A 22,545-nucleotide genomic window follows, 5' to 3' on the forward strand; every position below is an offset into this window, starting at 1 on the left:
GTGACAACAAACAATGAGGACCTGCGCGCCACCTGGACGCAGGCGCTCGACAACCTTGTCGCACTCGGCAACAACCCCCAATCCGGAATACCGCCACTGAGCGCACAACTGCGCGCCATCGCCTCCATCGCAACACCCGTCGCCGTCATCCCCGGATTCTTCATCGTCTCCGTCCCCCATGCCTATGCACGCGACCAGCTCGAAGGACAACTATCCCCCCACCTCGAAACAGTCCTCAGCCAACGCATGGGGCAACCCTGCGGACTCATCGTTCAAATCGCAGCAGCCGCCCAACCCACCGAGGGCTACCACCCACAACCCACCGCACAGCCACACACCCAACACCCCGCAGCGCCAGTAGCGCCCACTGAACCTGCCCAACAACCCCAACCAACCCCCACCCCACAACCCTCAGACGCAACAGTTAACCCCGCATACTGGGACAACCTCCCGCTGCCCAACAACGGCGCACCAGCACAATCAACCCTCACCCCCGCACCAGAACCCACACCTGAACCCGAACAACCAACCACCCCAGACACACCCACCATCTCCACCGTCACACAAGCAACAACCCCAACCCCCGCGGCGTCAACAAGCGAAAACACACTTAACCCCAAATACACCTTTGACTCCTTCGTCAAAGGTCCCTCCAACGAATTCGCCCAAGCCGCAGCCTTCGCCGTAGCCGAAAGCCCCGCAATCAACTACAACCCCCTATTCATCTGGGGCGGCTCCGGCCTCGGCAAAACCCACCTGCTGCACGCCGCCGGAAACTACGCCCAAGTGCTCCAACCCGGCCTACGCATCCGCTACGTATCCAGCGAAGAATTCACCAACGACTACATCAACTCCGTCCGCGACGACCGCCAAGAAAGCTTCAAACGGCGCTACCGCAACCTCGACATCCTGATGGTTGACGACATCCAATTCCTCCAGGGTAAAGAGGGAACCCAGGAGGAATTTTTCCACACCTTCAACGCACTCCACCAGGCAAACAAACAAATCATCCTCTCCTCCGACCGACCCCCCAAGCAGCTCACCACCCTGACTGATCGCCTGCGCACTCGCTTCGAAGGTGGCCTGATCACCGACATTCAGCCACCAGACCTCGAAACACGCATCGCCATCCTGATGAAAAAAGCGGCCATCGACAACACCGTCGTTGGGCGCGACGTCCTGGAATTTATCGCCAGCTGTTTCGCCTCCTCCATTCGCGAACTCGAAGGCGCTTTGATCCGCATAGCCGCGTACTCTTCGCTGATCAACAAGCCCATCGACGTGGAACTGGCAAAAATCGCTCTGCGCGATATGATTCCCGGCGTCCGCAACGTTAAACCTGACGCCGCGACCATCATGGAAGCAACAGCCACCTACTTCAAGATTTCCCCTGATGCCCTCCGCGGCACAGGTAAAACACGTGCTGTTGCGCATGCGCGACAAATCGCCATGTACCTGTGCCGCGAGCTGACCGACCTTAGCCTGCCGAAGATTGGTGAAAACTTCGGAGGTAAAGACCACACCACCGTCATGTACGCCGATCGGAAAATCCGCAAAGAGATGACCGAGAAGCGCGACACCTACGACGAAATCCAGGAAATCACCCAACAGATCATGAATCACGCGCCCTTGGGCTAGGACCACTTGAAGCCACGAGCGCCAGTAGGACACCGCTTCCTGCTGGCGTTTTGTGCTGCAATGTGCATGTTTTCACAGTTTCCACAGAGTTATCCACAGGATTGTAACTACAGCTGTGTAATTAAGAGACCTTGATAACTTTCCTTGATTTTTCGAGTAACCATGGCGGCTGTTGATAAACCACGCAAAAAGGTGGATAAAACGCTCAGTGGCTGGGGAAGAAATGTGTGAAAAACAGCAGGTCAGAAAGTTATCCACAGATGAGCAGAATTATCCACAAACAATTCACAGCCCTACGCACAGCACGACACGCCGCAATACGCTGGGCAAACAGGCCTACATCCACAACACTCACAGGACTTACTGCTACTACCAACTAAATTTCCCTAAAAACCTTAAGAGAAACGGGGTGTGTGTAATTCTCGCCCCAGATTCGCAAGGGAGCCGCTTTTTGAGATCACCGAAATGACAACAATCGCTTCACTGAGGTTGTCAGCCGCTGGCTGCAAACCTGTACACTTTTGTTGTTTACAAACCCATCTACGAGGAGCACGCCACACTATGGACGCACAGGCAGTCGCGTTTCGAGTCTCTAAAGACGACCTGACCAGCGCAGTTTCTTGGGTTGCACGCAACCTGCCCTCGAAGCCCGCTCAGCCCGTGCTTCGCGCCATGGTAATTACAGCAACCGACGATGGACTCGAGCTTGCAGGTTTCGATTATGAGGTTTCCACCCAGGTAGCCATCCCTGCAGAGGTCTCTACCCCGGGCCGAATTGCGGTTGCCGGCAAGCTCATTGCTGAAATTACATCCACCCTGCCCAACAAGCCCGTTGACCTGCATGTTGAGGGCAGCACTGCCTACATCACATGTGGTTCTTCGCGCTTCGAATTGCCCACCATCCCGCTGGACGACTACCCGAAACTTCCAGACCTTCCAGAAGAAACAGGGCAGCTTGATTCCAAGTTGTTCACCCGTGCTGTCAACCAAGTAGCACTCGCAGCGGGCCGCGATGAGACACTGCCCATGCTTACAGGCGTGCACATCGAAATCGATGGAAACAGCGTTTTGATGGCAGCAACTGACCGTTTCCGTCTTGCAGTCCGCCGCTTTGAATGGTCGCCGACCAACAGCTTCGTTAAAGCTAAACTCCTGGTGCCTGCAAAGACCCTCCAAGAGCACGCCCGCACGCTGGACAACGCGGACACCATCCACCTCGCGGTGGGCAACGGTGAGGAAATCTCCAGCGAAGGATTGTTCGGTATCGAGGCCGAAAGTCGTAAAACGACAACCCGCATGCTCAGCGCAGAATTTCCCAATTTTCAGCCGCTGCTCCCTAAGACCCACACGGCGATGGCCAGCGTTGAAATCGCACCTTTGGTGGACGCAATCCGCCGCGTGTCCTTGGTGACCGACCGCAATGCGCAGATCCGCATGGAGTTCTCCGAAGGACAGGTTATTTTGTCCGCGGGAGCCAGTGATTCCGGCCATGCCGAAGAAGTCGTGCCCTGCGCCTTTTCTGGCGAACCGCTGTTGATCGCCTTCAACCCTGGATACCTGAAGGAAGGTCTCGGCGTCATCAACACTGATCGTGTTGTTTTTGGTTTCACCCAGCCGTCGCGCCCTGCAATCCTCATCCCCGAGCCCGAGGAATTCCCCGTCGCTGGCGACGATGGTGTGTTTGCTACTCCGGACACTGATTTCACCTACCTGCTGATGCCCGTGCGCCTGCCGGGCTAGGCCCGAAACCCGCATGCACCTGCGCAAACTCGAGCTAAGAAACTATCGGTCCTGGAGGGAGCTCAACCTAGAGCTCGCCCCAGGCGTCACCGTGCTCGTAGGCCGTAATGGTTTCGGCAAGACCAACGTGGTCGAAGCCATCGGCTATCTTGCTCACCTGTCTTCACATCGCGTTCACAATGACGCCCCCTTGGTTCACGCGGGACACACTGCCGCCCGAGTGTCAGCAACAGCTGTCAATGGGGATCGAGAACTAACTGCGCATTTGCTCATCAAGGCGCAGGGGGCGAACAAAGCGCAGATCAATAGGACAAAAGTGGGCTCGCCCAGGGAAATCCTGGGAATTGTGAAGTCTATTTTGTTCGCGCCTGAGGACCTCGCCTTGGTTCGCGGCGAGCCCGAGCAGAGGAGACGCTACCTAGACGAGGTTATTGCAACCCGATCGCCCAGGTTAGCTGGGGTGAAAGCTGACTACGATAAGGTTCTGCGCCAACGAAATGCACTTTTGCGCAACGCCTCCTATGCGTTGCGGCGTGGCTATGAGGATGCCGATGGTCAGGCTGCTTTGACTACCCTCGACGCGTGGGATTCCAGGTTGGCCCAGCTAGGTGCCCAGGTGATAGCTGCGCGACTGAATGTGTTGAGTGAGCTTGAACCCCACATTCATTCGAGCTATGCCCGTTTGGCACCGGAATCGCGGCCGGCAAGGGTTCAATACAGTTCGAGTGTGCCGCTGGATGATGCGACCGATGCGGCGTTGATCGAGGCTGGGATGCTTACAGAATTATCTAAGCAACGACGTCGCGACATCGAAAGGGGGATGAGCACTGTCGGGCCCCATCGCGATGACGTTGTTCTTTTGCTGGGTGATCACCCGGCTAAGGGTTTCGCAAGCCATGGGGAAACGTGGAGTTATGCGTTGGCCTTGCGCCTAGCGGTGTTTTTCCTGCTTCGCTCGGAGGGGACAGACCCCATTTTGATTCTCGATGATGTGTTCGCAGAGCTCGATGCTCAACGCCGCCGCAAACTTGTAGACATTGCGCTGGAGGCAGAGCAGGTCATCATCACCGCCGCAGTGGGGGAAGACATTCCCGATACATTGAACCCCACCGTGCACACGGTGCTGACGGAAACTGACAATGATGGCCGTTTTTCACTTCTTGGTGACCAAGTAGAAACCTCGGTTGAAGCTCAACCGGAAGAAGGTGCTGCTGATGAGTAGTGACACCGGCAGCGTGGATAACAACCAACAACCTGATCAAGATGGTGTGTCTGCTGCGTTCGCGCGTCTGATGCAGCAGGCCCAAGCGAAGCGCACAACGGATAGTAAGTCAGTTGGTGGAGCGCAACAGTCTTCCACACCTTGCGCAATGAAGGCGATGAAGGCGAGGAACGCAATGGATGCGGCAGCGGGTCGGTCGAGGCGCAGGCCCACGGGTAAAGATGGTCGAGCGTTGCCGTATCGACGTGATCCCCTGGCATTTGGTGTGACCCTTGAGCGGGAGATTAAGCGTCGGGGATGGAAAAAAGACATAGCGGGTGGTTGGGTGCATGCCCACTGGGATGAGTTGGTGGGGGAGAAAATAGCCCAACACACGCGCGTGGAGATGCTTAAAGATAAGCAATTATTTATCACCTGTGACAGCACCTCGTGGGCCAGTAACCTGCGGCTTATGCAGCGTCAGATTCTCCAGGTGATCGCTGAAAAAGTCGGCTCGGATGTGATTGTGGAATTGAAAATTTTCGGCCCTAAGGCTCCTAGTTGGCGCAAAGGTCCGTTGCACGTTAAAGGGCGTGGCCCGCGGGATACTTATGGATAGGCGACCTGGGACAATCCACGAGATCCCCTATGAGAGGCCCGCAGACGCGTTCAAGTGCCTACCATGTGGGGGGTTATAGGGCGTGTACTATGGAGGGGTCTATAAACACTTAAGATTAGGAGTGCTGCTTCAATCGTGGCTGCAGAAAATTCTGAACACGCATATGACGCCTCATCGATCACAATCCTCGAGGGCCTCGAAGCTGTCCGTAAACGTCCGGGCATGTACATCGGCTCAACCGGTGAGCGTGGTTTACACCACCTCATTTGGGAGGTCGTCGACAACTCGGTTGACGAAGCGATGGCGGGTTATGCGACCAAGGTTGACGTCACTCTACTAGAAGACGGCGGCGTCGAAGTTGTCGACAACGGTCGTGGTATCCCCGTGGAGATGCACCCCAGTGGTGCACCTACCGTGCAGGTGGTCATGACTCAGCTGCATGCCGGCGGCAAGTTCGATTCTGAGTCTTATGCAGTGTCTGGTGGCCTCCACGGTGTGGGTATTTCCGTGGTTAACGCGCTGTCTACTCGCGTTGAGGCAGACATTAAGCGCGATGGTCACCACTGGCTGCAGAACTTCACTATGGCTGTTCCGGATGAACTGATCAAGGGTGGAAATGCCCGGGGAACAGGCACGACGGTGCGTTTTTGGCCGGATGGCGACATTTTTGAAACCACTACTTTCAAGTTCGACACGATTGCGCGTCGTCTGCAGGAAATGGCGTTCCTTAACAAGGGCCTGACCATCACCTTGACGGACAAGCGTGTCACCGATGAGGAGCTTGAGCTTGAGGCTTTGGCTGAAGCAGGGGAGTCCGCCGAGCTGATCGGTGGGGATTCTTTTGATGACGCCGCGTTGGATGCTGCCGACACTGACGCTGAGGCTACCGAGGTGGCCGAGGCTGATACTAAGAAGGCTGCCAAGCGGGAAAAGAAGAAGGTCTTCTACTACCCGGATGGTTTGAAGGATTATGTCCGCTCGCTAAATAAGTCTAAGCAGGCAATTCACCCGACCATCATTTCTTTCGACGACAAGCGTGATGTCGAAGAGGTCGAGGTGGCAATGCAGTGGAATTCTGGCTATAGCCAGTCCATGCATACCTTTGCTAACACGATTGCGACGATTGAGGGCGGTACGCACGAGGAAGGTTTCCGCGCTGCGCTGACTTCTTTGATGAACCGCTACGCACGCGACCACAAGTTGCTGAAGGAAAAAGAGCCCAACTTGACCGGTGATGATTGCCGCGAGGGTTTAGCTGCTGTTATTTCGGTGCGTGTGCGTGAGCCTCAGTTTGAGGGTCAGACCAAGACCAAGCTCGGAAACACCGAGGTCAAGGGTTTTGTTCAGAAGGCTGTTAATGAGCACGTGGGTGCATGGTTTGATGCTAATCCCGCGGAAGCTAAGGCCATTATCAATAAGGCTGTGTCTTCTGCTCAGGCTCGCCAGGCTGCGCGTAAAGCACGTGATTTGGTCCGACGTAAGTCGGCTACTGACTTGGGTGGTTTGCCGGGTAAGCTCGCTGATTGCCGTTCCAAGGATCCTTTGAAGTCTGAGCTTTACATCGTGGAGGGTGACTCTGCGGGTGGTTCCGCAAAGTCCGGCCGTGATTCCATGTACCAGGCTATTTTGCCGTTGCGTGGCAAGATCCTTAACGTGGAAAAGGCACGCTTGGACAAGGTGTTGAAGAACAATGAGGTCCAGGCGATCATCACTGCCCTGGGTACCGGTATTCATGACGAGTTCGATATCGACAAGCTGCGGTACCACAAGATTGTGCTCATGGCCGACGCTGACGTTGACGGTCAGCACATCGCAACGCTGCTGTTGACGCTGCTGTTCCGCTTCATGCCGCAGCTCATTGAAGACGGTTACGTCTACTTGGCTCAGCCGCCGCTATACAAGTTGAAGTGGCAGAAGGGCACCCCTGGGTTTGCTTATTCCGACCGCGAGCGCGATGAGCAACTTGAAGAAGGCTTGGCTGCTGGCCGCCGCATCAACAAGGATGATGGCATTCAGCGTTACAAGGGTCTGGGCGAGATGAACGCTAAGGAATTGTGGGAGACCACAATGGACCCGAGCCACCGAGTGCTGCGCCGGGTGACGATGGAAGACGCACACCGCTCCGATGAGCTGTTCAGCATTCTGATGGGTGATGACGTCGTGGCGCGTCGATCCTTCATCACGCGAAACGCGAAGGACGTTCGCTTCCTCGACGTTTAGGACGTCTAAGAGCAACAAAAAGTGTGGGCCCAGGAAAATTTCCTGGGCCCACACTTTTATATCGACTGTGGTTGCGATTCTTCCGCCACAGTAACGCCACCTACTCAAGCGAGTTAACAACAGTCACTGTAATCACAACAGCCCCAAATTTAACACGTGTAACATTTTGGGGCAAACGGCGATAACACTAAATGGGGGTAAAGGCTCACACCTCGCCGTTAAACCTCATCATTGATCCGAGCGAAAACTTCTCCAGCGACACGCGCAAACACTCGATTCGCGCCGCTTAGGGGCTCGAGCAAAACAATCGCCTGCTCCAAAGATTTGCGTGCAGCCCGCACAGATTGAAACACAGGAACACCATCAAACTGGGCACCAGTAACAGCCGCAGCTGCAGCAACAAATCCATAGTCAACAACACTGACTCGTTCACTGCGGCAGACCTCATCAGCGATGAGCAATAATTGCTCGGCTGACAGGCTGCGTGAAGACGACATATTAAGAGAATCCATCGTCACCGACCCCGCCCTCAGCCGCTCGCAAACGCCGATCCATCACGGAATAACCCGGAACCAATTCACGTGCAAGATCAGCAACCTGCGCATCCTCAAGCATGCGAGTCGCCTGAGCAACAATTGAACGCACAACAGCCTCATGCTTACTCGTGCCCATTGACTGAGCCAACAAAGCCAAAGCCCGTCCCTGCGATGCAGACAACCTCAACGTCATAGCCATAGTCGCCAGACTACCCCCAACAACCGCAACAGTGATACCACAGTGATACCAACGCGGCGTCATAAATTAAAAAATTGGCCCATAAAAGGCCACATGCCCCCTCAGAGCCACTGAAGCCACCCACAACAGAGTAGAATCAACCGGGTACACGCGGGCCTACGAAGCGGCAACACACTACCGCCACCCACAGGTTCGAGACAACAAAACCAGAAGGGAATCGCGTGAGCGACAACACCTCCGATTCACTCTTTGACCGCATCGAACCCATTGACATCAATGAGGAGATGCAGTCCAGCTACATCGACTACGCCATGAGCGTCATCGTCGGCCGTGCACTACCCGAGGTCCGCGACGGCCTCAAACCCGTGCACCGGCGCGTGCTCTACGCCATGTACGACAACGGCTACCGCCCCGACCGCTCCTACGTGAAGTCCGCGAAGCCCGTTGCTGACACTATGGGTAACTACCACCCCCACGGCGATAGTGCCATCTACGACACCCTGGTGCGCATGGCTCAGCCGTGGTCGATGCGCTACCCGCTGGTCGATGGCCAAGGTAACTTCGGCTCCCGCGGTAACGACGGCCCCGCCGCCATGCGTTACACCGAGTGCCGCATGACACCCCTGGCCATGGAAATGGTCCGCGACATCCGCGAAAACACCGTCGAATTCCAACCCAACTACGACGGTAAAACCCAAGAGCCCACCATTCTGCCCTCGCGCGTACCCAACCTGCTGATGAACGGTTCCGGTGGTATCGCCGTCGGCATGGCCACCAACATTCCCCCGCACAACCTGCGGGAATTGGCCGACGCTATCTTCTGGATGCTCGAAAACTACGATGCTGATGACGCCGCGGCGCTCGAAGCATGCATGAAATACATCAAGGGTCCCGATTTCCCGACCGCCGGACTCATCGTTGGCGACCAAGGGATCAAGGACGCCTACACCACCGGCCGCGGTTCCATCCGCATGCGCGGTGTGACCTCCATTGAGGAGGAAGGCAACCGCCAAACCATCGTCATTACCGAGCTGCCGTACCAGGTCAACCCAGATAACCTTATCCACAACATTGCCGACCAGGTCAACCAGGGCAAGCTTGCCGGTATCGCCAAGATTGAGGACGAATCCTCCGACCGCGTCGGCATGCGCATCGTCGTCACCCTCAAGCGTGACGCAGTGCCGCGCGTGGTGCTCAACAACCTGTACAAGCACTCCCAGCTGCAAACCAGCTTCGGCGCCAACATGCTCTCCATCGTCGATGGTGTGCCCCGCACCCTGCGCATCGATCAGATGATTCGCTACTACGTGGCGCACCAGATCGACGTCATTATCCGCCGCACCCAATACCGCCTGGATGAGGCCGAAAAGCGCGCCCACATCTTGCGTGGTTTGGTCAAGGCGCTGGATATGCTGGACGAGGTCATCGCCTTGATCCGTCGTAGCCCCACTGTCGACGATGCTCGCGCGGGCCTGATCGACCTTCTGGATATTGACGACATTCAGGCAGACGCCATCCTGGCGATGCAGCTGCGTCGCCTCGCAGCTCTCGAGCGCCAGAAGATCGTTGACGAGTTGGCGGAAATCGAGATCGAAATCGCTGACCTCAAGGACATCCTGGCCCGTCCCGAACGCCAGCGTGCCATCGTTCGCGATGAGCTTGCAGAGATCGTGGAGAAGTACGGCGATGACCGTCGCACTCAAATCGTTGCAGCCTCCGGTGAGGTCACCGAAGAAGACCTCATCGCTCGCGAGAACGTCGTCGTCACCATCACCTCCACCGGTTACGCAAAGCGCACCAAGGTGGATCTCTACCGCAACCAGAAGCGCGGCGGCAAGGGTGTGCGTGGTGCAGAGCTGAAGCAGGACGACGTGGTTCGCCACTTCTTCGTTTGCTCGACACACGACTGGATCTTGTTCTTCACCAACTTCGGTCGTGTCTACCGACTCAAGGCGTACGAACTACCCGAGGCCTCCCGCACAGCTCGCGGCCAGCACGTCGCTAACCTGCTGGAATTCCAGCCCGGCGAGCAAATCGCACAGGTTATCCAGCTGCAGACTTATGAAGACGCCCCCTACCTGGTGCTGGCCACCGCGCAAGGTCGCGTCAAGAAGTCCCGCCTGTCCGACTACGACTCGGCTCGTTCCGGTGGACTCATCGCCATCAACCTCAACGAAGGCGACTCGCTCATCGGTGCAGTTCTGTGCTCTGCCGACGACGATCTGCTGTTGGTCTCTGAAGAAGGCCAAGCAATTCGCTTCACCGCTAATGACGACACTCTGCGCCCCATGGGTCGCTCCACCGCGGGCGTCAAGGGTATGCGTTTCCGCGGCGAAGACCAGATGCTCGCCATGAGTGTTGTTCGCGAAGACTCCTACCTACTGGTTGCAACCTCCGGCGGTTACGGCAAGCGCACCGAACTGTCCGAGTACCCGGTGAAGGGACGTGGCGGCCTCGGTGTCGTGACCTTCAAGTACACCCCGAAGCGCGGAAAGCTCATTGGCGCAATTGTCGTGTCCAATGACGATGAGATCTTCGCAATTACCACTGCCGGTGGAGTGATCCGCACCGAAGTTAACCAGATTCGACCCTCTTCCCGTCAGACAATGGGTGTTCGCCTGGTCAACCTCGAAAAGGGTGTTGAACTTCTAGCGATCGACCGCAACGTAGAGCAGGAAAACGAAGAAATTGAAGCTGAGGTAGCTGCCGTCGAGCAGGCCGCAACGCTAGACGGTGCTGCTGAGGCTAAGGACGCCGACGACAAGGGTGACGCTTAATGGCAAACACCCGAGTACTCGTGCGGCGCATTGCACCTGTCTCAGCCTTCAGGACGGCCTTAGCACTGTCTCTGGCAGGGCTAGCGGCGTGGATGATCTGTGTCGTGCTGCTGTACTTCGGCCTCGATGCCGCTGGCATCTGGGCGAAGGTGAATTCCATCATTGGTGGTACCGGTGGATCCCAGGTGGTGGGCTTCGGTGTGGTCATCAGCGTCGCAGCCATCCTGGGTGTGCTGATGTCGGTGTTGTTCATTGTGTTGGCCCCCCTGACAGCGGTCATGTACAACGCCATCGTCGACCTATTCGGTGGCGTGAGCGTGACACTGTCAGAACAACCGCGAGGTAAACGCCTTTAAGCGGTTTAAAAAGCTTTAAAAACCATCCACTAGCAGGCGATTTGCTTTGTATGGTGGATGGGGTTTAAAGTTATATCTCGTTCCCAGGGCCTATAGCTCAGTCGGTTAGAGCGCATCGCTGATAACGATGAGGTCGCAAGTTCGATTCTTGCTAGGCCCACGCAGGGACAAGGGGCATTAGCTCAATTGGTAGAGCATCTGCTTTGCAAGCAGAAGGTCAGGAGTTCGATTCTCCTATGCTCCACAGAATGAAACCGGTCTATCTTCCCAGGTAGGCCGGTTTTTTCATGCCATGACAAGGCCACAAACACCCCATTTTGACATCAATTTGACATCACCCCCACAAAAGAAAACCCCGGCCGGTGCGAAGGAAACACCAACCGGGGAGAACTTAGACAACAGTCATACCTACACAGACAACACTACAGGCACCGCGACCTAATCCAAGATGCCATTAACACGAGCCACGAACTCAAGCCACTCACGACGCTCCGCACCAACCTTGGCCGTCGCCTCCGCAAGCTCCAAATTCGCCTCCTTCCGCTCATGGTAAGCCATCACAGCATTGAGATCAGTGAACATAGACACCAACCGCGCCTGCACCTTATCCAAATGCTCCAACTGCTCCGCAGCAGCCTTATTAATATCGTGCAAATTCATTAACAAACGCCTCCTAAAGCGTCTCAAACACCACGTAAGCCCACAAAACCCCAGACCCGTACATTATGTGAGCGTCAATGCCCTCGGCTTTCCTGAGGAGTAGGGGGTGGGGGTTATCCCCGTGGGTGTTGTGGTGGTGGTTCATGGTTGTTAGTTGATGGTGATTTCTGCGATGCGTTTGGGGTCTGCTACTCCCCATCCGATGCGTGTTTTTGCTCGGATTTTTACTGCGTCGTAGCTGAATGCTTCGTGCATTGATTCTTCGAATTCGATGGGGGTGGCGACGCTGACGATGTTGCGCACGTCGGTTAGGTAGGCTTTGCCGTCTGGGATGAAGCGGCTTGTTGCAATGGGGATTCCGTGGATTTGTGCGCGGTTTTCGCCTGTTGATCCTGGAATGGTGTAGGCGGTGGGGTTGATGAGTGTTTCGGCGCTGCCTTGTGCTCGTTTCATTTTGAGCATGGTTGCCCAGGTTTTGGGACTCAGTGTGAGTCGCATGTCTGGTTTGTATGCTCCGAGGGATTCCAGTTCGGCTACTGCGTCGATGACGCAATCGTAGTTGCCGGGGGTGGCTTCGATTTTGGTTTTGCCGTCGATGTTGGCTAGACCTTTGCTGCGTTCATCGTTGTCGGTGATGATGGCGTTGTCGACTTTGTGGATGAGTCCGAGTCGGAAGCCTTCTAGTAGGTCTTCGCGTAGTCGTGAGCCTTCGGCGTTTTGTTTGTGTTGTCCGTACATTTCGGTTGATACGGTTTGGATCATGGCGATTTTGCGGGTGTGGAAGGTGATTTCCGCGAGTTCTGCGTTGGCTTCGGGGATTTCTTTACCCTCGTCTACCCATGTGGCGTTGTCCATGTGTGGTAGTACTGCTGAGCGGACGGTGGTCCAGTCTGAGGTTTCCACGTCGATGGGGTTGCTGATGTGGTAGAGCACTGACCATGCGAGCATGTCGCGTGGGGTGACTATTTCGATGTCGGGTTGGTATACGCCGGGTTTGTTTTCCCCGGATGTGATTATGCCCATTGTTGTACCTGCCTTTTTGTTTGGCGGTGTGTGTGCCTCCTGGGCTCTTCTGAGTGTGTACCCCCCCGGGGGCTTTTGTGGTACCCCGCCCCGTGTGTTGTGGGGTGGGGGGTATCCTGCACTCGTGTAATAGTATAGCAGTTTTAGGGGGTGTTTTCAAGTTGTTTTAATAGGTAACTTACTGCTTTTTTAAATAGTTTGAGTTCTTTTTGTAGGGCCGCGTGCTGTTCTTGTAGTTGGCGTAGTGCGCGCCGTTTGTTGGCGGCTTCTGTGCGTACTTTTGCGAGTTCTTTTTCTTGCCATTGGGCGCGGGTGATGATGAGGCCGATGAGGTTGGTGGGGTGGCCGATGTGGGCGGGGTGTTCGATAGGTGTTCCATCTTGTTCGGTGGGGTTAGTGTGTGGTTGGTTGTATTGGTTGGTGTTGTCGTTTGAGTGTGTCATGTGTTGTCTAGCTCACTTTCTTTGTTCTTTTTTCTTTAGGAGGTGTCCCCAGCGTCCCCACGTCCCCATGCAGGTCAGGGGTTTTTTAGGGTGTCCCCAAGGGTGTCCCCGGGGACGGCTTAAGCCGTGTATTCTGCTAAGTTCGAACTAATGTTAGTGAGTGCTTCATTGGGGACGCTGGGGACGGGTGCCGGGGTCGGGTAAAAACGCTGTGACCTGCATGGGGACGTGGGGACGCCGGGGACGGGGTGTTAGGAAAAGAGAGAAATAATCAATGTGGCAATTGCTGCGATAAATACGCGATTCGTTCGCCTGCACGTTCGGTATCCCAGGCCGGGCCGCGATGGTAGCTATAGGGTTTACCGGTGCTGTCTAGATCGATAGTGATAATGCCAGCATCCGCAAATTCACAGATGACATCAGATGCTTGCCTCCGGTAGCGTCGTCCTTTATCGTGCAACGTTCGGTGCCCAAAGCTCTCGCTATCTTTGAGCAATGAGAGCACTAGCCTTTCTGCCCTATATTGCCTATTGATATGCAACTGAGTTTTAGCGGATTCCTTTCTTTCTAGCGCTTCTGTTTCTTTCATGATCTCCGCTTCATCTGCGAGTTTGGAGATCTTTTTTTCAATGGCGGTAGAAAAGTCAATCAGTGCCCCGGCTTTCTCCCAGTCTGTTTGTGTGACATCTGTCCGTGACGATAGGAGAGCTAGGCCCGCGGCTAGCTTGCAGCGCGTGTAGAGCGCGTGGCCGCTGCCGGTAGTTGCGCGCCCTTTTAGGCCGTCTATGCCCTGTTGTGCCACGTCTGCGAGCGCGTCACCACAGTAAGCTATCCCGGCGTGTCCGATGCTGGCGGGTAGTGCCACGGGGTGCAGGGTGGGCGGGGTAGAGCTGTTGCCTAGTGTTGCATCTGGGTCTAAGACCTCTATCCACATAATGCGGTGCTTGAGGCCATCATCATCACCTTGGAGAAACACGTGGGCGGTATCCCATTGAGCACATGACCATAGGCACGCGGTGTAGCTCCTAGCGGGTACTGTGACGGTGTCTTTTTTGTTGGCCGTGCCCATGGCGTTACCGGAATACAACTTGAGAAGGTTAGACCGTAGGGTGCTTGATTCTCGTTTCATCTTTGCGGCTAGTCCTGTGCCCTCTGAGTCACCGAACAATACGGGGGTGGATAGGCCAGGTAGTCCGCTGTCGTCCTGTATAGCTGCTAGGGCGGTTTCGATGCCCTCGCCGCTACCGGGTGTGAGTTCTTTAGGGGCGACAATGTTATCCCCTATGGTCACTGTGACGATTTCGCTAGCGGCTTGCTGTGTGCGGTCTTTACCTGCACCGGGGTAGCCGATCAACATCACGATCATGTTGGGCACCCCCGGTGGCATGAAACCGGTTTTAAGGGGGGTACCCGCTGGCAGTGAGGCCAGCACGCGAAGGGCACACATGACAAGCAACGCTATCGGCGGTAGCTGGTTGGCGCGGGCATAATCTCGTATTGCTTCCAGTTGGGCGCTAGACCCATCGAAGATGATGTCCTCTAGTTGTCGCCACTGCTCGGGTGTGTATGCGCTTGTCATGCTGCTCCATAGGCCGTGAGGGGGTGCTCTTCAGGGAAGTTACTGTCAATGAGTCGGATGAGATACAACAATCGCCCTCGTTGTTCCCTGATGGTGGCCGGGTCGGCATGGGATGCGGCTTTCAGTTCTTCACCTTGTGTGTTTATGGCGCGCCGTGTGCGTAGTTGCTTCAGTTGGCGAGCCAGACTGCCAAGGTGGTACGCCGCCGGGGGGTTGGTGGTGGTGGCGTTGATGAGGTCACTACGCAATTGTGTGGGCACTTCGGGGAGTTGGTTCATTACCACGGTGGGGTTAACAAGTTTGTCACCCTCGCCAGCGTCGATGAGGTTGATGGCTTCTGTGTGGATGATTTGCACGAGTGGCCAGAATTGGGGTGTGAGGTCGTGCTCACATAGGCCGTCGATGTAGTGGGGTATGCGGTCGGCGGGTGTGTTGAATAGTCCACAGATGAAACTTTTAGCTGCATCTTGTGTTTTCTGCTGGTTTCGGGTTATACTGTTGGTGGTTCCCGTCGTGTTATGCATGGCGGGGTTTTCCTTTCTCTGCTGCCTTTCGGTTAGCTGCTCGCTGTGCGGCTTTCCTGATAGTTTCCAGGGTGTAGGGTTTCGGTTCTTTTTTGAGGGTGAACTGTGCCGTTGGCCGCGTGTAGCGGTCTGCCTCTTCCATGGGCTTTTTGAGCTTTTCGATCTTGATTCTGAGCTTGGACAGGTGTGCGGCTTCTTCCCCGTGATCTCTTTGCGCTTCGAAGGCGTAGTCTTGAGCTGCTGTATTGTCGGGGTGTGCTTCCAGGTAGGCCTCTGCTGCGGCTTTACGCACTTCTAGCATGGCCAGCGTGTTTTTAGATGTACCCAGATTGTTCTCCAGCCGTGTCAACTCCGGTCCGTAGGTGCCTTTAATGTCCTGCCAGTAGTTGTTGCGTTTGGTGTCTATGCACTCTGAACACATGACGATTGGCGCATGGGTGTAGGAGTTCCCGTTTTTCTGTTCGACTGCGATGAGGTGGCGGAGCTGGTGGTCTTTTTCGGTGTCACAGAGTTGCATGGCCGGGTTGTCACCGTCCAGGATGACGTGGTGTCCGATGTTGGGTTCTGGCAAGATGTCAACGAACGTGTCTAACACTGCTGCTGCGTTAGCGCACGCGGTTTGGTAGGTGTCGTCGCCGGGGTTGGCCAGGTAGTCACGCAATGTAGCGAGGTTGGTTCGGGTAAGGGCGTAGTAGGGGAATGTAGTTTCCATGGTGGGGTTTTCCTTTACTGCTCGGTGGGGGTGTCGGTGGATTCGGTGTGGGTGTGCTCTACATCTGTGTCCTGTGAGGCCACCTCCGTGTCATTGCCTACGTCCTGCTCCAACTCTGGGAGCTTGTCTGCATCCTCATTGAGTTGCTCCAGTTGCTGTTCCATGTACTGTGCTTTGACCTGTTCTGCTTCCAATTCTGCTTTTTTGAGCTGGGTTTTCAGTGCTTCAGCGTTGATCTTTTGGTCCAAGATCTGCTTTTCCAGCTTCTTGTTTTCCAACATCAGTTCCACGAGTTCCGTGGTGTACTGGGTGTTGTCTGCCATGACCTGTTCAAGTTCGGATTTCTTTGTGAAGAATTCCAGGTGCTTGGAGTGTTGGCGGATTGATTCGATGGGGTCGCCTTCGTAGCGGGTGGTGCCGCCTGGGGTGCCGCCTGATGGTTGTGTGGCGCGTTCGTTGAGTTTCTTGATCTGGTCGCTGATGCTCATTTGGTTGCTGCCTTTCCGGTGTAGATGGTGATTGCTTGTTGGTTGAGTTCGGTGGCGTAGGTGGCGATGAGGCCGCCTTTGCCGTGCTCTTTGGTTTGTTTGGTGATGGCCTCCAGTTTGGTGAGGTCGTTGTTGTCGATTGCTTGGGTGATGTAGCGCAGTTCGGCTAGTAGTAGGCGTTTGGTGTTGTTGATGGTTTCTTGGGTGGGGTGCATGTCTTTAGGCTCCTTGGATATAGTCGCGTAGTTCTTTGACTTGTTTGCGGTCGTGTTTTAGGTAGTCGGTGATGGTATTCAGCATTGTCGCGATTTGCTGGGGGGTTAGTGCGGGGTTTTCTGTGTAGCTTTTGCGCACTCTTGATAGGGCTGCTGCGGTGAAGATGATGTCTGCGACGGCGGTGTTGAATAGGTCGTCGGTGGTTAGGGTGTCCATGGTTTAGGCTCCGATCATGATGGCGAGGGTGTAGAGGGCTGTTCCGAGTGTTGCGAGGGCGATGAGGTCTAGGATGTCGCCGGGGGTTGCGTTCATTTGGTTGTGCCTTTCATGTAGGTGTCGAAGGGTTCGGCAAGGATGCGGTATTGGGTGCCGAGGTGGATTGTTGGTGTGGGGAACTTGTCTTGGTTGATGAGGTTGTAGACGGTTGCTTTGCTCACTTGGAGTTGTTTTGCGACTTCTGCAACGGTGTAGGTTTTGGATACTTGACTCAAGAGGCCTCCTTATTCGATATCTAACCAACCTTTTCGGTTGATTATGATCTAAGCGTATAACATGGGGGCGCAATTGGTCAACTAGGTTATAAAATAGCTGGTAGATTGCTATTTGGTTTGGTTGAATATCGAATAGGTTGCTACGCTCCAATCATGGTTGCGATGGATGGATGGAGCGCTTACGACGTGCGAGCGTCTAAGAATTTGAGGCGTTTGCGAAAAGCGCGGGGTATGTCTGCTCAGGGCGTGGCAGACGAAGCTAAAAAACTGGGCGGCATGATTAGCCAACCTCAGATAGCCCAAACCGAGAATGGTCGTCGTCGGCTATCCCTAGATAACGTTGTGGTGCTAGCGCGGGTGTTTGACGTCTCCCCGCTAGAGTTTCTCTACCCCATCGAAGAAGACGGATTTACAGAACGTGAGATCCGTAGCCACCTAGTGGGCTTGTACAACCTCCCAGACCGTGACACAACCCCACCGATCATTTACGCCCAGATAGGGCCGCTTGTCGCTGAACTATACGAAAGGTGGCTAGGGCGTGAAGTTCCAAACCCTGAAGCTTTTTACCCAGAAGCTGAGATGCCGGAAGAAGAGTTCCTTCGGCAGCTTGAAACTGGCGAGATTAAGGAACCTGAACACCCGGAACTAACACCAGAGCAACTTCAGAAGATGTTTGACGAATATGCGGCTAGCCCGGAATATGTCGAAGCGCTTAAAGATGAACTCATGACGGTTAAAGAGGAATATCAAGAAGTCTTGCAGCGTGTAGAGCGGCTGGAAAAAGGCGATGGGGGTAGGTAAATACAAGGCCGCGACCGGGTACCACTGGCGCGTCATGTGGCGCGACGCCACAGGACAACAACGCACAAAACGCGGCTTCAAAACAAAACGCGACGCCCAAACCTACGAACGTCAAGTCATGGCCGAACTGGCCGCCGGTATAACCAAACCACGCGACACCAAACGAACCCTAGACACCTTCGTCCCAGACTGGAAAGTCACACACACCAACAAAAAACCCGCCACCGTAGCTAAAGCCAACTCAACCCTCAACAACTACGTTCTACCAACATGGGGTGCATATCCGGTCACAAAGATCACAGAGATCGGCATTCAACGATGGGTAGATCAACTATCGCAGGATCTATCTGCAAGTACCATAGGCAACATACTTACACCACTACGAGACCTGCTAGAACTCGCTAAAAAAGCTGGCTACATCGACCACAACCCCGCGCTAGGTGTCAAAGCACCCAAACGTCACAAGGCCGATGTAGAACCTCTCACAGCTGAACAAGTGCTAGCGCTCGTCAACCACACGCCAGACACATACAAGCTCGTTGTCATGCTGCTAGCAACCACAGGTTTACGTTGGGGTGAACTGATCGCCCTACGACCTAAAGATGTCATAGGTGACAACCGCCTAAGGATCACCCGGTCATACAGTAGCCAGACCGGCACCTTTGGTGCGACAAAAACACACGAAAACCGCACGGTCACAACGACACCCGAGGTTTACCACTGGTTGCGTGAACACATGGCAGGTATCGACCGTGAAGAATTGATCTGGGAGGCACCACAGGCCGGGGGGCCACTGAAACCACCCAACGGTGCAACACACTGGTTTATGGCCGCTGTGAGGCGTTGCCAGGCCGATGATGAGACGTTCCCTAGGCGTTTCACAGTGCACGGGCTACGGCACACGGCAGCTAGTCTCATGATCCGCAGCGGGGTTAACGTGAAGCTTGTTCAGCGACAGCTAGGGCACTCAAGCGCAACGATCACACTAGATACCTATGGGCACTTGTACCCGGATGGGTTGGAAGAGGTGTCTACTTTGATGTCTCAGATATTGCCGTGGCGTGACATCAATTTGACATCACTACACGGCTAAATGCTTGCAACTACCTAGACTAAATCGAACCATTTAGGCACGTTGAAATGGGTTAACACGAGGACAACACCAAACCCCCACGGTGCCCCAAAAGTTCGATTCTCCTATGCTCCACAGAATGAAACCGGTCTATCTTCTAGATAGGCCGGTTTTTTCATGCCCTGACATCCGTCGTGCTGCAGAGGCATGGAATGAAAAGGGTAGCGTCGCCCACGATGATCTACTCCGTGAAGCGTAAAAAATCCCAGCCCCGTGAAGGGACTGGGATTTTCTTTAACCTACCGGCTTAGCCGGAAGAGAGCATTAAAGAACTACTTAGTGTTCTTCTTAGGCTGTTGGGCCTTGTTCTGGGCCTGGTTCTTAGCCTGCTCAACCTTAGCGCCTGCCTTGTCAGCGGCGTCCTTAGCTGCGTCCTTGACCTCTTCAGCCTTGTCCTTTGCGGCGTCCGCAGCGTCGGAGGCCTTGTCCTTCAGCTCCTCGGCCTTTTCGGCGGCAGCTTCTTTGACTTCTTCAGCCTTATCAGCAGCCTTGTCGGCAACGTCGCTGGCTTTCTTCTTCAGGTCGTTAACGGTCGGCGGCTCCTTTTCGATGGAGATGTCCTCGCGGAAGAAGAAGTAGTACACAGCTGCACCGACACCGGCGAGCAGGATCAGCCAGGACAACACCTTGCCGAAGCCGCCCTTGTCCTTACCCTGGGCCTTCAGGGCCTTTTCAGCGCGCTTCTGCAGCTTCTTAGCCTTGCGTTTGCTGCAGCAGCCACGCTTCTTAACGTTCTTGGTGGCCTGCTTCTTAGCCTTGGCAGCAGCCTTGCGGGCCTTCTTGGCTTCGCGGCGGGATAGCTTCTTGGCTTCTTCAGTGCGCACCTGCGCGAGTTCACCAATGCCGGCACCGAACTCTGCGGCCTTGTTCGACAGCTCTTGTGCTTTTTCGGAGGCCTTGTCGCTGACGTTAGATGCTGCGTTTGCAGCATTCTTCATCAGGTCAGAGTTCATGGCCTGTTCTGCCTGCTCGCGGGCGGAATCGAGGGCCTGCTCGAAGACATCACCGTAGCGTTTCTTGAGGTCCTTGTAGGTATCTTTGCTGGACTTCTTGTAGGTCTTGACGGCTTTCATGCCGAGTTTCAGTAGATCAGAGTTCATGCACACCAGGGTACCTGTGCTGCGAAAAACCTGCAGAAAACTTGGCGGTCCTGGCGGAATTGTCCGTAAGCCATGAGCGAACATCACAACCATTACCTGCTTGGCGTTGGTAGCATGGCGTTCATGACTTTGAAGACTGCAACAGCGATCATGCACACCAATGTTGGTGACATCGAGATCGAACTTTTCGGCAATCACGCACCCGAGACCGTCGCTAACTTTGTTGGCCTGGCGGAGGGCACCAAGGAGTATGTCGAAAACGCTAACGGAACCAACTCTGGCCCCTTCTACGATGGCGCCCCCTTCCACCGTGTCATCGATGGTTTCATGATTCAGGGCGGCGACCCCACAGGTACCGGCCGTGGCGGCCCCGGCTACCAGTTCGCTGACGAGTTCCACCCGGAGCTCCAGTTTGACCGCCCCTTCCTGCTGGCTATGGCGAATGCGGGCCCGGGCACCAACGGTTCCCAGTTCTTCATCACGGTTGCTCCGACCCCGCACCTGAACAACCGCCACACCATCTTCGGTGAGGTCACCGCTGAGGATTCCCAGAAGGTCGTTCAGGCAATTGCGTCGACCGCTACGGATCGCTACGACCGTCCGGTTGAGCCGATCGTGATCACCTCCATCGAGATCAAGCAGTAGTTCCTCTCCCCAGGTTGTACTGCAGGCGTCATGGGCTGATTTCAGCTTCATGACGCCGCGTTCACCTTCTGGTGGACGAGTTGCTAGGCGTCGCAGTGTATGCGGCGCCTTTTGCGTTGGGGGGGCGTTGATGAGGCCCTAAGATGGGCTCCTATGAGCTACTACAGCACGCCATCATCGCCCTATGCTGACTTCTTCCGCACGAGGAAGGTCACAACGGCCTTGAGTGTGTTGATCATCGCCTGCTACTTCGTCCTTAAGCCGTCGTGGGCGGGTTTTTCCGCTTATGCGTTGGATAGCGGCCACTGGTGGGTGCTGGTGACGAACTTTTTTACCCATTTCAGTCTCGATCACTTGTTGTTTAACGTGATGATGATCGTGCTCGTGGGTGGGGAAATCGAGCGGGTGTTTGGCCCGGGCGCGATGCTATTGACGTTCTTCCTGGGTGGGTTTGGTGGAACCCTCGCAGTGTGGGCGTTCGATCCTTATAGTTTGACCGCCGGCGCGTCGAGCGCAGGTTACGCGGTGATGGGTGTCCTGTTGATGATGAGTCGGGACAAGCGTGGGCCGGCTGTCCTGCTTGGCATCAATATTTTGTATTCGTTTTTCCCGGGGGTGTCCATGTGGGGCCATATTGGTGGCCTGGTTGGTGGGTTTGTTGCGGCGGGGATTATCAAAGCGATGTTTCGTCGGCAGCAGGCGGGCAGCCGGGGTGCTCCGTGGAGCATGGGGTAGGGCAAAAACTGGTGGCTGTCTAGTTGTCAATTTAGGCCGCTTCGGTGGGTGCACCGGGGCGGCTTTTTGTTGCTCTGGTGTTGTCCCAGGTGGCTGTTTGCGACACGCCGAGTGAGCTGCATTGTGTGGACGATTGTGGACAACTGTGGATAACTCTGGTTTTTCCACAGGGGTTATGCACATTGTGGATAACTACAGTTTTGTAATTTTCCTACTGTAAGAGCAAAACCCCAGTTAAAGCGCTAAAAACCCAGTACACAGGCATGTGGGAAGAAGTTATCCACAGGATATGGATTAGACGGTGGATAACGTGGCGAATCCCACGTTGTGAACAAGTTATCCCCAGGGAAGACATGAAAAAAGGAGCCCTAGAAGGGGCTCCTGAATCAGTAGTTTTAACAGCCGAGAATGGCCACGAGATCTCTAACGCTAACGCCAGCCGGTAGTCATCAACAAACCCATGATGAACAAGCCGAAACCGATCAAGTAATTCCAGGCGTTGAGCTTAGCCATCCAGGCGATCTCGGGGCCGAAGATGTACTGCACAACTAACCACAGCAAGCCGGCGAGCATAAGCCCAAACATGATGATCTTGTACCACAGTGGGGTGCCACTGGAGTTGATTTTCACCGGGGTGCGGTTAGCCGGAGTGGTGGACACCGGGGCGTTCTTCGTTACCTTTGCCTTAGGCATGTGTTCTCCTTAAAAGT

The 22,545-nt window shown here is 55.1% G+C and carries 24 protein-coding genes, 2 tRNA genes and 1 pseudogene; 13 read left to right on the top strand and 14 right to left on the bottom strand.

What is annotated here, in order from left to right:
• Positions 1-111 precede the first annotated feature (111 nt).
• The 5 genes and pseudogenes from dnaA to gyrB form a co-directional block, all read left to right on the top strand.
• Positions 112-1,638, top strand: a pseudogene (gene dnaA / locus CARG_RS00005) (chromosomal replication initiator protein DnaA); the annotation flags it as partial.
• Positions 1,639-2,199: 561 nt separating this feature from the next.
• Positions 2,200-3,378 (top strand): DNA polymerase III subunit beta, encoded by a 1,179-nt coding sequence (gene dnaN, locus CARG_RS00010; protein WP_020975332.1) that lies wholly within the window; start codon positions 2,200-2,202, stop codon positions 3,376-3,378.
• A 13-nt stretch (positions 3,379-3,391) separates the two neighbouring features.
• Positions 3,392-4,600, top strand: coding sequence for a DNA replication/repair protein RecF (recF, locus tag CARG_RS00015; protein ID WP_041746877.1), 1,209 nt, complete (start codon positions 3,392-3,394; stop codon positions 4,598-4,600).
• Complete coding sequence (locus CARG_RS00020) at positions 4,593-5,198, top strand: DciA family protein (RefSeq protein ID WP_020975334.1); 606 nt, start codon at positions 4,593-4,595, stop codon at positions 5,196-5,198. Before recF ends, CARG_RS00020 begins: the two co-directional genes overlap by 8 nt.
• A gap of 135 nt (positions 5,199-5,333) precedes the next feature.
• Positions 5,334-7,418, top strand: coding sequence for a DNA topoisomerase (ATP-hydrolyzing) subunit B (gene gyrB / locus CARG_RS00025; RefSeq protein ID WP_020975335.1), 2,085 nt, complete (start codon positions 5,334-5,336; stop codon positions 7,416-7,418).
• Between the two features lie 218 nt (positions 7,419-7,636).
• Here the strand turns inward: gyrB and CARG_RS00030 are convergent, their stop codons facing one another.
• Both CARG_RS00030 and CARG_RS00035 read right to left on the bottom strand, forming a co-directional pair.
• Positions 7,637-7,915, bottom strand: a complete 279-nt coding sequence (locus CARG_RS00030) for a hypothetical protein (RefSeq protein ID WP_020975336.1) — start codon at positions 7,913-7,915, stop codon at positions 7,637-7,639.
• 1 nt (position 7,916) lies between these two features.
• Complete coding sequence (locus CARG_RS00035) at positions 7,917-8,153, bottom strand: hypothetical protein (RefSeq protein WP_041746878.1); 237 nt, start codon at positions 8,151-8,153, stop codon at positions 7,917-7,919.
• Between the two features lie 284 nt (positions 8,154-8,437).
• Between CARG_RS00035 and gyrA the strand changes: the two genes are divergently transcribed.
• The 4 genes from gyrA to CARG_RS00055 all read left to right on the top strand — a co-directional run bounded on the left by gyrA (position 8,438) and on the right by CARG_RS00055 (position 11,530).
• A complete protein-coding gene (gyrA, locus tag CARG_RS00040; RefSeq protein WP_236620191.1) occupies positions 8,438-10,930 on the top strand; it encodes a DNA gyrase subunit A in 2,493 nt (830 codons plus the stop codon).
• The gene (locus CARG_RS00045) at positions 10,930-11,286 is read left to right on the top strand and encodes a DUF3566 domain-containing protein (RefSeq protein WP_020975339.1); all 357 of its coding nucleotides are present in this window, start codon (positions 10,930-10,932) and stop codon (positions 11,284-11,286) included. The genes gyrA and CARG_RS00045 overlap by 1 nt, the downstream gene beginning before the upstream one ends.
• A gap of 86 nt (positions 11,287-11,372) precedes the next feature.
• Positions 11,373-11,446 (top strand) — tRNA-Ile (locus CARG_RS00050).
• Between the two features lie 11 nt (positions 11,447-11,457).
• A tRNA-Ala gene (locus tag CARG_RS00055) sits at positions 11,458-11,530 on the top strand.
• Positions 11,531-11,724: 194 nt separating this feature from the next.
• On the opposite strand, the gene CARG_RS00060 is transcribed toward CARG_RS00055, so the two are convergent.
• The 10 genes from CARG_RS00060 to CARG_RS00105 form a co-directional block, all read right to left on the bottom strand.
• Positions 11,725-11,946, bottom strand: a complete 222-nt coding sequence (locus CARG_RS00060) for a hypothetical protein (RefSeq protein WP_020975340.1) — start codon at positions 11,944-11,946, stop codon at positions 11,725-11,727.
• Positions 11,947-12,096: 150 nt separating this feature from the next.
• Complete coding sequence (locus tag CARG_RS00065) at positions 12,097-12,969, bottom strand: phage major capsid protein (RefSeq protein WP_020975341.1); 873 nt, start codon at positions 12,967-12,969, stop codon at positions 12,097-12,099.
• Positions 12,970-13,112: 143 nt separating this feature from the next.
• A complete protein-coding gene (locus CARG_RS00070) occupies positions 13,113-13,412 on the bottom strand; it encodes a hypothetical protein (RefSeq protein ID WP_020975342.1) in 300 nt (99 codons plus the stop codon).
• 271 nt (positions 13,413-13,683) lie between these two features.
• Positions 13,684-14,991, bottom strand: coding sequence for a hypothetical protein (locus tag CARG_RS00075; RefSeq protein ID WP_020975343.1), 1,308 nt, complete (start codon positions 14,989-14,991; stop codon positions 13,684-13,686).
• The gene (locus CARG_RS00080) at positions 14,988-15,515 is read right to left on the bottom strand and encodes a hypothetical protein (RefSeq protein WP_020975344.1); all 528 of its coding nucleotides are present in this window, start codon (positions 15,513-15,515) and stop codon (positions 14,988-14,990) included. The genes CARG_RS00075 and CARG_RS00080 overlap by 4 nt, the downstream gene beginning before the upstream one ends.
• Positions 15,508-16,227: a hypothetical protein gene (locus CARG_RS00085; protein WP_020975345.1), complete on the bottom strand. Its 720-nt coding sequence runs from the start codon at positions 16,225-16,227 to the stop codon at positions 15,508-15,510. Before CARG_RS00085 ends, CARG_RS00080 begins: the two co-directional genes overlap by 8 nt.
• 14 nt (positions 16,228-16,241) lie before the next feature.
• Entirely contained in the window at positions 16,242-16,715 is a 474-nt protein-coding gene (locus CARG_RS00090) for a hypothetical protein (protein WP_020975346.1), read from the bottom strand.
• Positions 16,712-16,930 carry a hypothetical protein gene (locus CARG_RS00095; RefSeq protein ID WP_020975347.1) on the bottom strand — a complete coding sequence of 73 codons (219 nt, stop codon included), beginning with the start codon at positions 16,928-16,930 and terminating at the stop codon, positions 16,712-16,714. The genes CARG_RS00090 and CARG_RS00095 overlap by 4 nt, the downstream gene beginning before the upstream one ends.
• Before the next feature lie 4 nt (positions 16,931-16,934).
• A complete protein-coding gene (locus tag CARG_RS00100) occupies positions 16,935-17,147 on the bottom strand; it encodes a hypothetical protein (protein ID WP_020975348.1) in 213 nt (70 codons plus the stop codon).
• Positions 17,148-17,239: 92 nt separating this feature from the next.
• Complete coding sequence (locus CARG_RS00105) at positions 17,240-17,422, bottom strand: helix-turn-helix domain-containing protein (protein ID WP_020975350.1); 183 nt, start codon at positions 17,420-17,422, stop codon at positions 17,240-17,242.
• Between the two features lie 153 nt (positions 17,423-17,575).
• On the opposite strand from CARG_RS00105, the gene CARG_RS00110 reads away from it, so the two are divergent.
• Both CARG_RS00110 and CARG_RS00115 read left to right on the top strand, forming a co-directional pair.
• On the top strand, positions 17,576-18,223 hold the full coding sequence (locus CARG_RS00110; protein ID WP_020975351.1) for a helix-turn-helix domain-containing protein: 648 nt from the start codon (positions 17,576-17,578) through the stop codon (positions 18,221-18,223).
• Complete coding sequence (locus CARG_RS00115; RefSeq protein WP_020975352.1) at positions 18,210-19,316, top strand: site-specific integrase; 1,107 nt, start codon at positions 18,210-18,212, stop codon at positions 19,314-19,316. Before CARG_RS00110 ends, CARG_RS00115 begins: the two co-directional genes overlap by 14 nt.
• 311 nt (positions 19,317-19,627) lie before the next feature.
• On the opposite strand, the gene CARG_RS09955 is transcribed toward CARG_RS00115, so the two are convergent.
• Positions 19,628-20,455 carry a hypothetical protein gene (locus CARG_RS09955; protein WP_020975353.1) on the bottom strand — a complete coding sequence of 276 codons (828 nt, stop codon included), beginning with the start codon at positions 20,453-20,455 and terminating at the stop codon, positions 19,628-19,630.
• Between the two features lie 123 nt (positions 20,456-20,578).
• Here CARG_RS09955 and CARG_RS00125 point away from each other — a divergent pair, with 123 nt between their 5' ends.
• Both CARG_RS00125 and CARG_RS09465 read left to right on the top strand, forming a co-directional pair.
• Positions 20,579-21,100 carry a peptidylprolyl isomerase gene (locus CARG_RS00125; protein WP_041747180.1) on the top strand — a complete coding sequence of 174 codons (522 nt, stop codon included), beginning with the start codon at positions 20,579-20,581 and terminating at the stop codon, positions 21,098-21,100.
• A 153-nt stretch (positions 21,101-21,253) separates the two neighbouring features.
• The gene (locus CARG_RS09465) at positions 21,254-21,835 is read left to right on the top strand and encodes a rhomboid family intramembrane serine protease (protein ID WP_020975355.1); all 582 of its coding nucleotides are present in this window, start codon (positions 21,254-21,256) and stop codon (positions 21,833-21,835) included.
• 429 nt (positions 21,836-22,264) lie between these two features.
• On the opposite strand, the gene crgA is transcribed toward CARG_RS09465, so the two are convergent.
• Positions 22,265-22,528: a cell division protein CrgA gene (gene crgA / locus CARG_RS00135; RefSeq protein WP_020975356.1), complete on the bottom strand. Its 264-nt coding sequence runs from the start codon at positions 22,526-22,528 to the stop codon at positions 22,265-22,267.
• Positions 22,529-22,545: the final 17 nt, after the last annotated feature.

The sequence above is a fragment of the Corynebacterium argentoratense DSM 44202 genome (genome assembly GCF_000590555.1).
GTDB lineage: Bacteria > Actinomycetota > Actinomycetes > Mycobacteriales > Mycobacteriaceae > Corynebacterium > Corynebacterium argentoratense.

Coding starts and splice junctions, on each gene's coding strand:
- dnaN (WP_020975332.1), top strand. CDS start 2,200: ATGGACGCACAGGCAGTCGCGTTTCGAGTCTCTAAAGACGACCTGACC.
- recF (WP_041746877.1), top strand. CDS start 3,392: ATGCACCTGCGCAAACTCGAGCTAAGAAACTATCGGTCCTGGAGGGAG.
- CARG_RS00020 (WP_020975334.1), top strand. CDS start 4,593: ATGAGTAGTGACACCGGCAGCGTGGATAACAACCAACAACCTGATCAA.
- CARG_RS00030 (WP_020975336.1), bottom strand. CDS start 7,915: ATGTCGTCTTCACGCAGCCTGTCAGCCGAGCAATTATTGCTCATCGCT.
- CARG_RS00035 (WP_041746878.1), bottom strand. CDS start 8,153: ATGGCTATGACGTTGAGGTTGTCTGCATCGCAGGGACGGGCTTTGGCT.
- gyrA (WP_236620191.1), top strand. CDS start 8,438: ATGCAGTCCAGCTACATCGACTACGCCATGAGCGTCATCGTCGGCCGT.
- CARG_RS00045 (WP_020975339.1), top strand. CDS start 10,930: ATGGCAAACACCCGAGTACTCGTGCGGCGCATTGCACCTGTCTCAGCC.
- CARG_RS00060 (WP_020975340.1), bottom strand. CDS start 11,946: ATGAATTTGCACGATATTAATAAGGCTGCTGCGGAGCAGTTGGAGCAT.
- CARG_RS00065 (WP_020975341.1), bottom strand. CDS start 12,969: ATGGGCATAATCACATCCGGGGAAAACAAACCCGGCGTATACCAACCC.
- CARG_RS00070 (WP_020975342.1), bottom strand. CDS start 13,412: ATGACACACTCAAACGACAACACCAACCAATACAACCAACCACACACT.
- CARG_RS00075 (WP_020975343.1), bottom strand. CDS start 14,991: ATGACAAGCGCATACACACCCGAGCAGTGGCGACAACTAGAGGACATC.
- CARG_RS00080 (WP_020975344.1), bottom strand. CDS start 15,515: ATGCATAACACGACGGGAACCACCAACAGTATAACCCGAAACCAGCAG.
- CARG_RS00085 (WP_020975345.1), bottom strand. CDS start 16,227: ATGGAAACTACATTCCCCTACTACGCCCTTACCCGAACCAACCTCGCT.
- CARG_RS00090 (WP_020975346.1), bottom strand. CDS start 16,715: ATGAGCATCAGCGACCAGATCAAGAAACTCAACGAACGCGCCACACAA.
- CARG_RS00095 (WP_020975347.1), bottom strand. CDS start 16,930: ATGCACCCCACCCAAGAAACCATCAACAACACCAAACGCCTACTACTA.
- CARG_RS00100 (WP_020975348.1), bottom strand. CDS start 17,147: ATGGACACCCTAACCACCGACGACCTATTCAACACCGCCGTCGCAGAC.
- CARG_RS00110 (WP_020975351.1), top strand. CDS start 17,576: ATGGTTGCGATGGATGGATGGAGCGCTTACGACGTGCGAGCGTCTAAG.
- CARG_RS00115 (WP_020975352.1), top strand. CDS start 18,210: ATGGGGGTAGGTAAATACAAGGCCGCGACCGGGTACCACTGGCGCGTC.
- CARG_RS09955 (WP_020975353.1), bottom strand. CDS start 20,455: ATGAACTCTGATCTACTGAAACTCGGCATGAAAGCCGTCAAGACCTAC.
- CARG_RS00125 (WP_041747180.1), top strand. CDS start 20,579: ATGACTTTGAAGACTGCAACAGCGATCATGCACACCAATGTTGGTGAC.
- CARG_RS09465 (WP_020975355.1), top strand. CDS start 21,254: ATGAGCTACTACAGCACGCCATCATCGCCCTATGCTGACTTCTTCCGC.
- crgA (WP_020975356.1), bottom strand. CDS start 22,528: ATGCCTAAGGCAAAGGTAACGAAGAACGCCCCGGTGTCCACCACTCCG.